At 48.6% G+C, this 12,385-nt stretch carries 13 protein-coding genes and 1 pseudogene; 7 read left to right on the plus strand and 7 right to left on the minus strand.

Translation table 11 applies throughout. The features are described from left to right. Window positions 1-338, minus strand: a pseudogene (locus ACOJS8_RS24550) (hypothetical protein); the annotation flags it as partial. A gap of 630 nt (window positions 339-968) precedes the next feature. Then, complete coding sequence (bla, locus tag ACOJS8_RS24555; RefSeq protein WP_420151202.1) at window positions 969-1,877, minus strand: class A beta-lactamase; 909 nt, start codon at window positions 1,875-1,877, stop codon at window positions 969-971. 63 nt (window positions 1,878-1,940) lie between these two features. Here bla and ACOJS8_RS24560 point away from each other — a divergent pair, with 63 nt between their 5' ends. From ACOJS8_RS24560 to lepB, 4 genes are all read left to right on the plus strand, one after another. Further along, complete coding sequence (locus ACOJS8_RS24560) at window positions 1,941-2,792, plus strand: sigma-70 family RNA polymerase sigma factor (protein ID WP_420151203.1); 852 nt, start codon at window positions 1,941-1,943, stop codon at window positions 2,790-2,792. A gap of 111 nt (window positions 2,793-2,903) precedes the next feature. Further along, entirely contained in the window at window positions 2,904-3,338 is a 435-nt protein-coding gene (locus tag ACOJS8_RS24565; protein WP_420151204.1) for a hypothetical protein, read from the plus strand. Between the two features lie 17 nt (window positions 3,339-3,355). Then, the gene (locus tag ACOJS8_RS24570; RefSeq protein WP_420151205.1) at window positions 3,356-4,159 is read left to right on the plus strand and encodes an SDR family oxidoreductase; all 804 of its coding nucleotides are present in this window, start codon (window positions 3,356-3,358) and stop codon (window positions 4,157-4,159) included. A 133-nt stretch (window positions 4,160-4,292) separates the two neighbouring features. Next, window positions 4,293-5,462 (plus strand): signal peptidase I, encoded by a 1,170-nt coding sequence (lepB, locus tag ACOJS8_RS24575; protein ID WP_420151206.1) that lies wholly within the window; start codon window positions 4,293-4,295, stop codon window positions 5,460-5,462. 76 nt (window positions 5,463-5,538) lie between these two features. Here the strand turns inward: lepB and ACOJS8_RS24580 are convergent, their stop codons facing one another. The 3 genes from ACOJS8_RS24580 to ACOJS8_RS24590 form a co-directional block, all read right to left on the minus strand. Next, on the minus strand, window positions 5,539-6,405 hold the full coding sequence (locus ACOJS8_RS24580; RefSeq protein WP_420151207.1) for a DMT family transporter: 867 nt from the start codon (window positions 6,403-6,405) through the stop codon (window positions 5,539-5,541). 293 nt (window positions 6,406-6,698) lie between these two features. Continuing rightward, a complete protein-coding gene (gene menB, locus ACOJS8_RS24585; RefSeq protein ID WP_420151208.1) occupies window positions 6,699-7,523 on the minus strand; it encodes a 1,4-dihydroxy-2-naphthoyl-CoA synthase in 825 nt (274 codons plus the stop codon). A gap of 78 nt (window positions 7,524-7,601) precedes the next feature. Further along, on the minus strand, window positions 7,602-8,060 hold the full coding sequence (locus tag ACOJS8_RS24590) for a DUF2452 domain-containing protein (RefSeq protein ID WP_420151209.1): 459 nt from the start codon (window positions 8,058-8,060) through the stop codon (window positions 7,602-7,604). 144 nt (window positions 8,061-8,204) lie between these two features. On the opposite strand from ACOJS8_RS24590, the gene ACOJS8_RS24595 reads away from it, so the two are divergent. Further along, window positions 8,205-8,648 carry a ubiquinol-cytochrome c reductase iron-sulfur subunit gene (locus ACOJS8_RS24595; RefSeq protein WP_420151210.1) on the plus strand — a complete coding sequence of 148 codons (444 nt, stop codon included), beginning with the start codon at window positions 8,205-8,207 and terminating at the stop codon, window positions 8,646-8,648. A 3-nt stretch (window positions 8,649-8,651) separates the two neighbouring features. Here ACOJS8_RS24595 and ACOJS8_RS24600 read toward each other — a convergent pair whose 3' ends face one another. Both ACOJS8_RS24600 and ACOJS8_RS24605 read right to left on the minus strand, forming a co-directional pair. After that, window positions 8,652-9,080, minus strand: coding sequence for a nuclear transport factor 2 family protein (locus ACOJS8_RS24600; RefSeq protein WP_420151211.1), 429 nt, complete (start codon window positions 9,078-9,080; stop codon window positions 8,652-8,654). A 32-nt stretch (window positions 9,081-9,112) separates the two neighbouring features. Beyond that, on the minus strand, window positions 9,113-10,222 hold the full coding sequence (locus tag ACOJS8_RS24605; protein WP_420151212.1) for a glycoside hydrolase family 88/105 protein: 1,110 nt from the start codon (window positions 10,220-10,222) through the stop codon (window positions 9,113-9,115). A 170-nt stretch (window positions 10,223-10,392) separates the two neighbouring features. Between ACOJS8_RS24605 and ACOJS8_RS24610 the strand changes: the two genes are divergently transcribed. Continuing rightward, window positions 10,393-11,478: an AMP-binding protein gene (locus ACOJS8_RS24610; protein ID WP_420151213.1), complete on the plus strand. Its 1,086-nt coding sequence runs from the start codon at window positions 10,393-10,395 to the stop codon at window positions 11,476-11,478. Between the two features lie 29 nt (window positions 11,479-11,507). After that, window positions 11,508-12,245: a hypothetical protein gene (locus tag ACOJS8_RS24615; RefSeq protein ID WP_420151214.1), complete on the plus strand. Its 738-nt coding sequence runs from the start codon at window positions 11,508-11,510 to the stop codon at window positions 12,243-12,245. Window positions 12,246-12,385 lie beyond the last annotated feature (140 nt).

The following is a 12,385-nucleotide window of genomic DNA, read 5'->3' on the forward strand; positions in this document are numbered from 1 at the left end:
TACCCAAACGGAATGGCGTCGACCTGGAAGCTTTCGTAGCTATACCGTTGCTTCTTACCATTTGCACGCTTAATCCATTCTTTTTCCCAATGGCTTTTAATTAGTCCCTCGACAACCTTTGGCTCTTGCCGCAGGAGTTGGTATCGATCCCAACAGGGTATAACAACCGACACGAAAACAGCAATCAGCGCAAACCCAAAAAGACCGTATCGCCCAGTACCTTGACGAACAAAACTGGCGACTGCTGAGGCCGTTACAGCCAGCACAAGCGGTAAAACCAGCGTACGCCAGTTAAGAGCAGGCTGGGCAGATAAATCATAGATAGTGTTGTAAGTCATATCAAAAGGTTATTTTACACCAGATAAGTAGCCACCAAACACACTGATAGCCAACAACTTAGCGTAGTACGACTAGGCAGTCAGGTAAAGATATTTGGTCGAGCGTTCCAAAGGAAGTGGTCGCCGTGGCCAGACCTGGAGTGGGCCGTATCTAACTATCTTCGCTCATGTATGCGTAATTAAATCGCTGTAAATCTCTGCTTTAGCATGGGTGTTGTAAACAATATTCACCTGAGTGGCTCATTTTAGGCAAGTAAACGCTACTAGTAGGCCTTGAATCGTTAGCTATTCCTTCAGGATAATTCTATCTGGATTTCTAAATCCTCTCGCCTAACGCTTCGGCCCAAACGTCAGCTTATGGTGTGTTGGCTGTGGCTCACTTACGTGGCCTTACCTTTATCATTCGTTTAGCTAACGAGCGAGTTCTTTAGTATCGGGGGCGCACCCGCGCTCGTTAATCATGGATGGCTCAGAATTTGGGGATTAAGAGCCTAAATTATCAATTATCAAATCCTGCGCTCGACGAGCAGATTCTGTTAATACTTTATCAATACTAATTGGATTATCCTTCCCGAAGTTACTTTGAAATAAGTTTTTCAAAGTGTCATTTTATCAAGCAGAAAGAACGTTTTATTTCCAGGCATCCCACACGGCTTTTGCGACTTTGGCAATGACGCCCTCACGGGTTGCCTGATCCGTTTTGGCATCGGAAACAAACACAGCAATAGCCACGTGCTTACCATTCGGTAACGTAATGAGTCCTACGTCATTTGTGGCGGCTGTTACGCCATCAATTGTCCAGGACGTGCCGGTTTTATGAGCAACTATCGTTTCGGCAGGCAATAACCCCTTCAATCGCTTCAGCCCTGTTTGCGTATCGGTCATCAGACGTAACAGCAGCGCCCGGCTGGAGGCCGACAAGCCCAGGCCGTTTTGCAGAGCTTTCAATAACTCGATGATTTCGTTCGGTTTAGCCCAGTTGCGGTATTGTACGGCATTGTCTCCGCCGATTTCTTTCTCCGTATTGGCAACTACAACCCCCATCACACCAAACGTTTTCAGGTAATCCATAATCACGTTCGATCCGCCAACCAGCCGCATCAATACGTCGCTGGCCGACCCGTCGCTTTCCGAAACGGCGTAACGTAATAACTCCTCTACCGTTACGTCAGCCCCTTTTGGATGCTTATCGCGAAGCGGGCTGTGCTGCCGTTCTGATACGTACTCAGCCGGAGCAACGTGAACTTTTTGTGACAGGGACAACTTCCCCTGATCGATCAGATGCAAGGCGGCCATTCCTATCGGAAATTTATAGACGCTCTGCATCGGAAATTGCTCTTCACCACGTAGATCAACCGATTCGCCGGTTTCGAGTAGCGTGGCGGCCACCCCTACCCGACCCTGTGCCGTTTGCGCAATCTGTTCAAGCTGGTCCCGAAGGCTGCCCGTAATCTGTATAGTTGACTTATTTTCTGTTGGTTGAGCACAGGGGTCGATTACCGGCAGAAGCGTAAGAAGAAGCAGAACGTATCGATTCATGATGAGTAGTCGGTTTCCCGCGAAATTATGCGTTATTCGTACGGCCGCAAAATCCTTCCTGTTATGACTGCATCCGAAGTTACCACTACGTATCGACCTACGTTACTGTCCATCGCTTACCGCATGACGGGCGAGATAATGGTTAGTGAAGATATTGTGCAGGATGTATTGCTGAACTGGATGAATCGCTCGTCGGAAGGGGTTCAGGATGTAAAAGCGTATCTGGCGAAGAGCGTTATGAACTCGTCGCTGAATTACCTGGCTCAGGCAAAACGTCAGCGAGAAGCGTACAAAGGCGTCTGGCTACCCGAACCCGTTCTGGCCAGTCAACATGCTGTCGATGCTAAGGTCGATATTTCGTATGGCTTTATGCTGCTGCTGGAAAAACTTTCGCCAATGGAGCGGGCCGTCTTTTTACTTAAAGAAAGTTTCGACGTTACGTACCCCGAGCTAGCCGAACTTTTCGAAACAACGGAAACCAACAGTCGGCAGCTTTATCATCGGGCTAAAGAAAAAATTTCAGGCTCAACCCGGCGATTTCAACTGGATCCGAAACAGCAGCAGGAACTCCTGGACGCTTTTGCAAAGAGCAGCGAAACCGGAAACCTCGAAAGTCTCATTCACTTATTGAAAACAGACGTAGCACTCTACACCGATAGCGGTGGAAAAGTGCCGTCTGCCGTCAAAACCCTGTTTGGCCGGGCAGTTATCGAGCAATTCCTGCGGGCGCTGGACGCAAAATTCGGGGATCAGTTCAGCATGCGTTCAGCTATAATTAATGGCGAGCCAGCGTTATTATTTACCCAAAAAGATACCCGGCAACTGAGTACAGTGATGGTTTTGGAAATGGACGATACGGGCATCAGTGGCATCTACACCATTCGAAATCCGGATAAACTGGCTCAGCTTCAGTAAATCGTTCAGCACAAACAGGCGAAATGCATAAATTTTTTCGCAGGTCTGTCACAAACGCCAGCGCAGGTTTGTCTTGCATGAAATTTTCAGTTTTCTCAATTTTTCATGTCTATGCAAACCGCACAACCACGCTGGGTCCAGGCTATTCTGCTCTATTTACTGGTAGCCAATACGCTGCCCGGCGCCTGGGCTTTATTCATGCCCCGCAACTTCTATGATTCTTTCCCGGGCTTTGGTCGCACCTGGGTTTCAGTAGATGGCCCTTTTAATGAACATCTGATTCGGGACGTAGGCGCTTTCTTTTTAGCGCTTGCTACGTTGTGTTTGTTAACCCTGGCCGCTCCTCGTCTGATTACGGTACGGGCAACGGCGATCTGCCTGCTCACCTTCCACGTGCCTCACCTACTCTATCACCTGAATCATCTGCACATGTTGCCACTGATTGATCAGGTTGGCAACGTAGTAACCCTGTCTCTGAGCGTGTTACTCATTACGTTGCTTTTGTTTTATCGGCCCATTCAGGCGCGTTCACAGGTTCTTTTTTAACGTAGCACGAACAAATCATGAATAAAATCTTAATCATTGGCGGTTCGGGCGTGTTGGGCTCGGCCGTCGTTGCTACGTTGCAGACGGAACGTATTGATTTTCTGACCGGCAGTCGTACGCAGTTAAAAAAAGATTCATACAGTGCAGTCAATCAGTCGACCGAAATTCCCTGGACCCGCGTTGATCTGGTTTCGGGCGAAGGTTTACCGAAAGCACTTGCCGGAGTCGACACGGTCATTCATCTGGCCAGTGCTCCGGGCAAAATTGGTCACGAATTTTTCGAAACCGTTATTACCCGAAATCTCCTGAACGCCCTGAAGCAGTCGGATGTCAGGCACGTAATTTATATGTCGATCGTCGGGGTCGATAAAATTCAATACAGCTATTATCGAGCCAAACGCGAGGCCGAAATTCTGATTCAGGAAAGTGGGCTTCCGTACACCATTCTGCGGGCAACACAATTCCACGATCTGGTTGATTTTGCCCTGAGCAAACTTCTGAGTTTACCGATTGGGTTTGTCCCCAAACAACTGCTCGATCAGCCAATCGACGTTGAGCCTGTTGCTCAGGAATTATTCCGACTGGCGAAAGCTGGACCGCAGCACAACATTCTTAACCTGGGTGGACCGGAAGTACTGGATCTGGGAACGCTGGCTCAACGCTGGATGAACTATCGGAACGTATCAAAACCAATCATTCCCATCCCGACGATTAGCAATCTGATGAATAGCTTTGCGCGGGGCGATCATACATGCACGGAAAAGGCCGTCGGTTCGAAAACCTGGGATGATTACCTGAGCAAACGATACGGCTCCCGGTAAGCTCACCTGCCCGAAAGTGTATTACGTTCAGCTAGTTATAGCACCACCGGTGTAAAATTGATTTCGTTTCCTGGTAGTAACGTTTAGTTTCCCGTCCGCTCTGGATTCATCTTTATCAATCCTCCATTAACTTATGTTCCGTACGAAAAAACTACCGCCTGACAATCAGCCGAAACCTAAAAAATCGCCCATTCGGGAGTGGCTCGATTCCTTATTGTTTGCCGTCATAGCCGCTACGTTGATTCGGTTTCTGACGTTTGAAGCTTTTGCCATTCCAACTCCGTCGATGGAAAATGACTTGATGGTGGGCGATTATCTGTTTGTGAGTAAACTGCACTACGGTGTTCGTACCCCTAAAACACCGCTGCAAGTGCCGCTTACCCATCAGAAAATCTGGGGTACCGAAATTCCCTCTTATAGCACCGCTATTCAACTGCCCATTTATCGGCTGCCGGGTTTTTCGACCGTGAAGAATGGGGACGTAGTGGTGTTCAACTACCCTCCGCCCAAAGCCAACGAACCAGCTTACCCAACCGATTTGAAAACCAACTTTATCAAGCGATGCATCGGTATTCCCGGCGACGTACTGGAGATTCGTCAGGAACAGGTTTTCATTAACGGCAAAGCATTTCCAACGCCCGCGCGCGCTCAAACGACCTATTTCGTAAAGACAACCGAAGTACTGGACGAGCGTTTCTTCCGAAAATTCGATATTGTCAATGATTTCAAATCGGCTGAGGGGCCATTTATCAACTGGCAACCGCTTGAACAATATGACGCGTCAACCAAAACGTCAGCGTTGGTAGGTTACCGGGTTTACACGACGCAGGATGTTATCACCAAATTCAAAGCGTTTGACTGGGTGAAAGGCATTGAACCCATCACTGAGCCAGCGGGTCAGGGTGCACCGGGTATTTATGGTGGCGCGGTGTTCCCCTGGAATCAGGACAATTTCGGTCCGCTTACTGTCCCTAAAGAAGGCATGACGATTCCGATCAACCAGCAAACGATTGCGTTGTACGGACCTGTCATTCAGCGTTATGAAGACAACCAGACCGTTAACGTAACGCCAAGCGGCATTCAGATCGATGGTAAATCCATTACGTCCTACACCTTTAAACAGAATTATTATTTCATGATGGGCGATAATCGCCATAACTCGGAAGATTCGCGCTATTGGGGATTTGTACCGGAGGATCATATTGTTGGCAAAGCAGTGTTTGTCTGGATGTCCATTGATCCCGTTCCGGCTGATATCTGGCACAAAATTCGGTGGAACCGCCTGTTTCGGTTAATTGATTAAATCAATTTTTCAGGTAATAGTTGACGAGGAAATAAAGCAGGGATCAAACACAATTGCGTTGATCCCTGCTTTGTTTTTAGGCTTTCTTCCGAACGGAAAGCAGACTCTGCAACCCAACCGACGCCATCACGAAAAACAGACCAACATAAAATGATACGTTGACCGTCTTGCTTTCACCAAAGAAGACAAAGGCCATTATAATAGCATAGATTGGTTCAAGGTTAAAACTTAAATTGACTGTAAAAGCTGGAATTTTCTTTAATGACTCAGCAAATAGAATGTACAGGCCAACCGTACAAAACAAGGATAAAAGCAGTAGATAAACGGTATCTTTTAATCCAGGAATAAGGCTGGCTGCAGGAAACAGGTAGAGATAGGCGGGCAGTAAAATTCCGAGACCAATCGTTCCACCGATCATTTGGTAGTAGTTGATAAGCCGGCTATCATACCGCTGCACTAACCGCTCATTATAGAGCGTATACAGAGCCGCAAAAGCCGAAGAAATCACCCCAAGAATAATGCCTGTTTGGTACGTAGCGTCGAAATGAAAGATTAAGCCAATACCAACCAGCGTAAGCAGGCTCAGTAACAGCTCCGAAACCACAAACCGCTTCTTAATGAAACCACCAAAAACTGCGGTAAAAAAGCTGGTAAGACAATAACAGACGACCCCAATGGATATGTTGGAATACTTGATGCTGGCATAAAAAAACACCCAGTGAATGGTTATAAACAGACCAACTTTAGCCACATCAACCTTTTCACTACGTCCGATGTCAGTGCTTACGTTGAACAGCTTTAGAATAAAAAATAGCCAGATAGAAGAGAAGAATACTCGATACCAGACCAGAAGCCCCTCGTTGAGAGAAATTAGCTTACCGAATACGCCCGTGAAGCCAGCAAGTATTACAGCTACGTGTAATAGCAGATATGATTTTTTCATAAGAATTGTCTAAGTCCTTTAGGGGATTTTAAATGAACAATGGAGTAAATATTGAAGCATAGCAGACCCGGCCCAGCTGAATTTGGGAACTACGCATTCAATACGTCATTGAAAATTTAAAGGATGGGGGGAGAGAGACAACTCTTGCAGTTCATAGGAAAGTAATTTTCACAAAGGTAATAAAACAACAGGTATTGACTAGCTCAACAGGCTAATATACAGAAGGAACCCTACGTAGGGTTCCTTCTGTATTTCTCAAAAACTATTCGTCAGTTAGCTACAGGGCCACTACGTTACGGAAATTTAGGGAACTTGCTGAAGTCAGGCTTACGCTTTTCCAAAAAGGCGTCTTTACCTTCTTTGGCTTCTTCAGAAAGGTAATACAGCAACGTAGCGTCGCCCGCGAGTTGTTGAATACCTGCCTGTCCATCCAGCTCTGCGTTGAAAGACGCTTTAAGCATACGTAACGCAATCGGGCTTTTCTCCAGCATCTTCCGGCACCATGCAATGGTTACCTCTTCGAGCTGATCCAGTGGCACAACTTTATTGACCAGGCCCATATCCAACGCTTCCTGGGCGTCGTACTGATCGCAGAGATACCAGATTTCGCGGGCTTTTTTCTGACCAACAATACGTGCCAGATAGGATGCGCCAAATCCGCCATCGAACGAACCCACTTTGGGGCCAGTTTGTCCGAAACGAGCGTTATCAGCGGCAATACTCAAATCACAAACGACGTGCAGCACGTGTCCGCCACCGATGGCGTAACCGGCCACCATCGCAATTACGGGCTTTGGAATCCGGCGAATCTGCATTTGCAGATCCAGTACGTTCAGACGCGGTACTTTATCTTCACCCACGTAACCGCCATGCCCCCGCACCGACTGATCGCCACCGGAGCAGAAGGCTTCTCCCCCTTCGCCGGTCAAAATAATCACCCCAACGCGCTCATCCTGACGGGCAATTTCCATCGCTTCCGACATTTCCCTGACGGTCAGGGGCGTAAAGGCGTTCCGTTTGTGCGGCCGATTGATGCTGATTTTGGCTATGCCTTCGTAGTAACTGAACAGAATTTCCTGGTATTCTTTAATGGTTTCCCAGGGGTATTTGCTTTGCATAAGTAAAGAGTGAAAGAGCGAAAAATGAACGGGTGAAAAAGCGGCTCTTTCTATTCGCTTTTTCACCCGTTCATTTTTTCACTCTTCGAAAGAGATTTCGTGATACTGTACATCCCAGGTGTGGTCGGCCATCATGCGGACCGTAGCCAGACAGCGCTCAAACGGAAATTTGCGCCCCCATTCGGTTGGGCCGACCATAGAAAGCAGGTCTGTCCCGTTTTTGCGTTGGTAGAAATAATATGTATGGCCTACAACGGGTTCGAAACTCATGTGAGCCGCGTAGATTCGCTCGGATATTTCGACACGGTGCCGGATCGCCGTTGCCTGCTCGGCTAACAGTTGCATCTGCTTATAAAGCTGACTGAGCTGCATGTCGGTCTGCTCGCGCATGGCCGCTACGGCCCGACCCGTAATTTTGCCCTTGTCTTCCGGACGAATCACCGCCCCACCTGCCGTATGGGCATACTCCAGCAAACCGGGAGCTTCGGCGACTTTATCCGGCGAAATCGGATTGATAAAAACTTTCGCTTCTTCCATAATTGTTAATTGGGTAACCGCCCGGCGAACATCTTTGTTCGCTGTCGTTGAATGACAAAAAATAAACGATCTTTATACCGAAAACCGGCACAGCGGCACAAAAATACGTGAAAACCGCACCGAACCTACTTAACACCTTAGGGAATGGAAACGGCAACAATCTCCCGACACGACTTTTTTCGGCTCGTTGGCACGAGCGTTGGCGTAATTCTACTGTCAAACTGTTCAATGGGCTGCTCCCGGCAGGAGAACTCGGGTCCTACGCCGGTTGATCAGAAAGTTGATTTTACGCTTCGGCTGGCCGATCAGGCCAATGAAAACTTACGGGTAAAAGGCGGGTACGTCATTGCGAACGACATTATTGTGGCGCAATCGAAAGAGGGGAAGTTTATCGCCGTGTCGGCCAACTGCACGCACGAGGGAACCCAGCTGACGTATAAATCAGCTGAAAATCAGTTTTTTTGCCCACTGCACCTGTCGCGTTTCGACACAGCGGGCAACGTAGTGATGGGTCCTGCCGCCAAACCGCTGGTCCAGTACCTCACGGTTGTTGATATGGCTGCAGGAACCATACGTATTCATTCGTAGTGATTAAATTTTAACGGCCTGACGCGCCAGCAGTTTCCAGTCGTTTTTTTGTTTAACCCAAATCATCAGCACCGACAGTTTCGCCTGGCCCGGCTTACCGCTGTTATTGGTTTCGGCCGATAATTTATGACGTACCATCGCCGTGTTATCGACAACCGTTATTGTCTGATCGGTCAGGTCAATGGTTTTAAAATCCGACTCACCGCTAATCAGCGCGGCCATAAACGCTTTTTTGTCTTCAATCAATCCATTCGAATGGCCGTAACTGAGTTGATCGCTTGCAAGAGCAGACAACCCATCCTGCGTGGGGTCAATCATTTGTTTACGTAAGTTCTCAACAGCCTGAGCAACAGCCTTATCCTGAGCCAATACGTTTGTGGTCAGCAGGCTACCGATTAGAGCAAGGGCGAGTAAAATGTTTTTTTTGTGCATGATATGTAAGGTAAATTAAGATTGTGAGCGCTCTATTTTAGTTTAAGTTTTATGACTTCCGAGCCTGCGAGCAGAAAGGCCCCCGTTCCGTAAACCTCCCAGCTGTCGGCGCTGAAGTTACGGCGAGGGTCGGCACCAATGGGCTGAACCCAGCCAACACGTCCTTCGGGTGATACCAATGTATTGAGGGCAACCCAGGCTTTCTGCACTGCCGGCAAGTACGTTTTTTTATCCAGAATTCCCTGATTAATGCCCCAGGCCAGTGCGTAGCAGTCAAATCCCGAGCCGCTGGCCTCGCCACCCGGATAAGCATCAGGATCGAGCAGACTGGAGCGCCATAAACCATCGGCCTGCTGCAGCGAAATCAGGCGCTCGCTCATTTGCTTAAAAATCGTAACGTACCAGTTCCGGGTAGGGTGATTTTTCGGTAATTCGTTCAGCAGCTGCACGAGTCCGCCCATCACCCAGCCATTCCCGCGCGACCAGAATATTTTTTTTCCGTTCGACTCTTTTTTACCCTCACCGGCAGCATTGATCAGATACGTAGCGTCGCGGGCAAACAAATGCTCATCCTGATTATACAGCAGCTTGTAGGTTTGTTTATAGAGCGAATCATTCAACACGTAGTAAGATGGATCGTTGAGCGTTTTTCCCAATTGAGACAGCACCGGAGGCCCCATAAACAATGCGTCGCACCACCACCACGTAAGGCCGTGATTCGCCACTTCTTTACCGGGTACACGGCTCATTTTCTGGACGGTATCGATGGTCGCCTGAATCATCCGACGGTCTTTTTTCAGGCGGTACAGATTAATATACGTCTGGCAGATGGCAATGTCATCGGCATGATCGTAGCGAGCGCCGGGCTGCCATTTGTTACGTTCGCCCATGGCCATCAGCGAGTCCAGTATTTCCGGAGAACGTGTTGTCTCATAAGCCGCAAACACGCCCGAATAAAAAGCGCCGTTGGTCCAGTCAGTAAGCTTATGTTTGGGATGTTTCAACTGCCAGTCCACCGCCTTTTTCAGGGTCGCTTTAATATAATCCGGCGAGAAAACATTAGGATCTGCTGAGGTAAATCCGGCGAATACGACAACTAACCCAAAGACAATCAGTTGCGCATTCCGACGTATATGAATCATAAAAGAACCTTTTTTGTGCGCTGTGTTTATTCGGGTAAGTGGCTCCGAGTTAAAATCTACCCATTCTTTAATAGTCCTGATAAGCGACCTCAGCCAAGATAAACTTTAGCAGTTAGAGCCAGCACGAGCCGAAAAACGGGTAACTTTCCATCATTCAACAAACGTATTACGTGTTTCTCGATCCATACATACCTACTCACTGGCCCGCTCCCCATACGCCATATGAAGCGGATACGCTGGCCTTTTGCCGGGCCTGGATTAGCGGGCAAACCAATTTTACCCTGCATACGTCGGGATCGACCGGCACCCCTAAGCCGATTCAGCTGGCGCGGGCGCAAATGCAGGCCAGTGCTCACCTGACTGGACAGACGCTTGGTTTACAGGCAGGCGATGCAGCGCTCGTTTGTTTGAATACGCAATACGTAGCCGGTGTCATGATGCTGGTGCGCGGACTGGAACTTGGTTTACCGATGACCATTATTGAGCCAGGCAGTAATCCAATGGCTGATTTCGATCCGGTTCAAACCCGGTTTGCGTTCACAGCCGTGGTTCCTTTACAATTGCAGACCATTCTGGAAACGACACCCGATAAACTTCCGATCCTGAACGGAATGAAAGCGATTCTGGTTGGTGGAGCCGCCACGAGCCAGGCGCTGGAACAAGCTTTGCAAGTTATTTCCGCGCCAGTTTACGCTACGTATGGGATGACCGAAACCGTTTCTCACATTGCCCTCCGCCGACTGAATGGCCCGCAGAAAAGCGATGTATTTACAGCACTTACCGGCGTTATACTTGGTACTGACGAGCGTGGCTGCCTGCACATTACGTCGGCTGCTACGAATTTCGAACGGATTCAGACGAACGACGTAGTGCATCTTTTCGACGGAACCCGCTTTCGTTTGCTAGGCCGAGCCGACCGAATTATTAACAGTGGGGGCGTTAAAATTCAGCCCGAGCAGGTGGAACAAATCATTCAGAACACGCTGGTCAGGTCGCGGCAGGAATCTGCTATTACTGTACCCCGTCTGTTCGTCGCAGGTATACCCGATGATCGGCTGGGGCAGCGCGTGGTGGTAGTGGTCGAACGAATCGATCAGCAAATGATACGTAGTGACGAGTGGAAAGCGGTTCAGGAAAACATTCGCGAAGCGTTGGGGCCCTATTCTGTTCCTAAAGAGTGGATTGCGGTTGATTCCTTTTCCGAGACGGCAACCGGCAAAATTGACCAGAAGGCGACAATAGCCCGAATCCGCTAACTTTGCGTGTATTAATGCCATTACGTACCATGTCTTTCAATCGTCTTCAGATTCGCTACCAAACGGCCCGGTCGCTGCCCGCGCCGTATTCGTATTTTTATACCCTCTCCCTTACTCCAGTTTCAAACAATGGTGTAGAGATTGATCTCGCTATAACCTATCCAGATCGCGACGACATCGACGACGATGAGTTGATTGCCGAAGGCTACACACGCGACGACGATTTCAGCTGGAGTGGACGGCTCCCCAAAGCCTGGCTGGAAAGCGTAACGAATCTGGTTGCAAAAACCCGGCTGCAACCCGTAGAGGAAGATAATTTAGGGGAAGATGATGACTTTTGGGGAATGACTCTTGACGCAAAAGGCACTACTACGTATGGTAAACCCACTAACGCTGACGATTGGCAGTATCTGGTGCAGGAGCTGATTCAGGCCGCCTATGAGTCAATTGGCCGGGAGCGTCCTTTTGAGCTAACCTACCTGAATCTCAACCGCCAGCAAGGTGATCAGGAGATACGATTGACAGGTTCCTTTGCCGAACGCGTGGTAAAAATTCAAAGTGTGCAAAACCGGCGTGAGCACACACAAACACTCCCCTGGACAACCTTGCAGCAAATTATGAGCAAGGTCTACGAACATGACTTTGATACCGAAGATGCGCAGATCAAACGTCCCCGCCAAGATGGGCAATGGTTAAATCTGGGGGGCGAAGAATGGTACAATATCAACTCATTACGTTCGCTGACGAAGCTGTTCCAGGAACTTTAACGTAACATTTTATCTGAATTCGATTGTGGTGCAGAGTCAGCACAAAGCTCAGGCATTTACGCCATTTGTCGACTTTATAACGGGTACGTCAAAGCAAGGATGCATCCGCTACGGCCCTTTGCTCACTTGATACGTTCAAA

This window comes from Spirosoma sp. (genome assembly GCF_048594605.1).
Lineage (GTDB): Bacteria > Bacteroidota > Bacteroidia > Cytophagales > Spirosomataceae > Spirosoma.

Bases quoted from the DNA above. Each gene is read 5' to 3' on its own strand.
- ACOJS8_RS24605 (WP_420151212.1), bottom strand. From the start codon at position 10,222: ATGATTCATATACGTCGGAATGCGCAACTGATTGTCTTTGGGTTAGTT.
- ACOJS8_RS24580 (WP_420151207.1), bottom strand. From the start codon at position 6,405: ATGAAAAAATCATATCTGCTATTACACGTAGCTGTAATACTTGCTGGC.
- lepB (WP_420151206.1), top strand. From the start codon at position 4,293: ATGTTCCGTACGAAAAAACTACCGCCTGACAATCAGCCGAAACCTAAA.
- bla (WP_420151202.1), bottom strand. From the start codon at position 1,877: ATGAATCGATACGTTCTGCTTCTTCTTACGCTTCTGCCGGTAATCGAC.
- menB (WP_420151208.1), bottom strand. From the start codon at position 7,523: ATGCAAAGCAAATACCCCTGGGAAACCATTAAAGAATACCAGGAAATT.
- ACOJS8_RS24615 (WP_420151214.1), top strand. From the start codon at position 11,508: ATGTCTTTCAATCGTCTTCAGATTCGCTACCAAACGGCCCGGTCGCTG.
- ACOJS8_RS24560 (WP_420151203.1), top strand. From the start codon at position 1,941: ATGACTGCATCCGAAGTTACCACTACGTATCGACCTACGTTACTGTCC.
- ACOJS8_RS24590 (WP_420151209.1), bottom strand. From the start codon at position 8,060: ATGGAAGAAGCGAAAGTTTTTATCAATCCGATTTCGCCGGATAAAGTC.
- ACOJS8_RS24565 (WP_420151204.1), top strand. From the start codon at position 2,904: ATGCAAACCGCACAACCACGCTGGGTCCAGGCTATTCTGCTCTATTTA.
- ACOJS8_RS24600 (WP_420151211.1), bottom strand. From the start codon at position 9,080: ATGCACAAAAAAAACATTTTACTCGCCCTTGCTCTAATCGGTAGCCTG.
- ACOJS8_RS24570 (WP_420151205.1), top strand. From the start codon at position 3,356: ATGAATAAAATCTTAATCATTGGCGGTTCGGGCGTGTTGGGCTCGGCC.
- ACOJS8_RS24595 (WP_420151210.1), top strand. From the start codon at position 8,205: ATGGAAACGGCAACAATCTCCCGACACGACTTTTTTCGGCTCGTTGGC.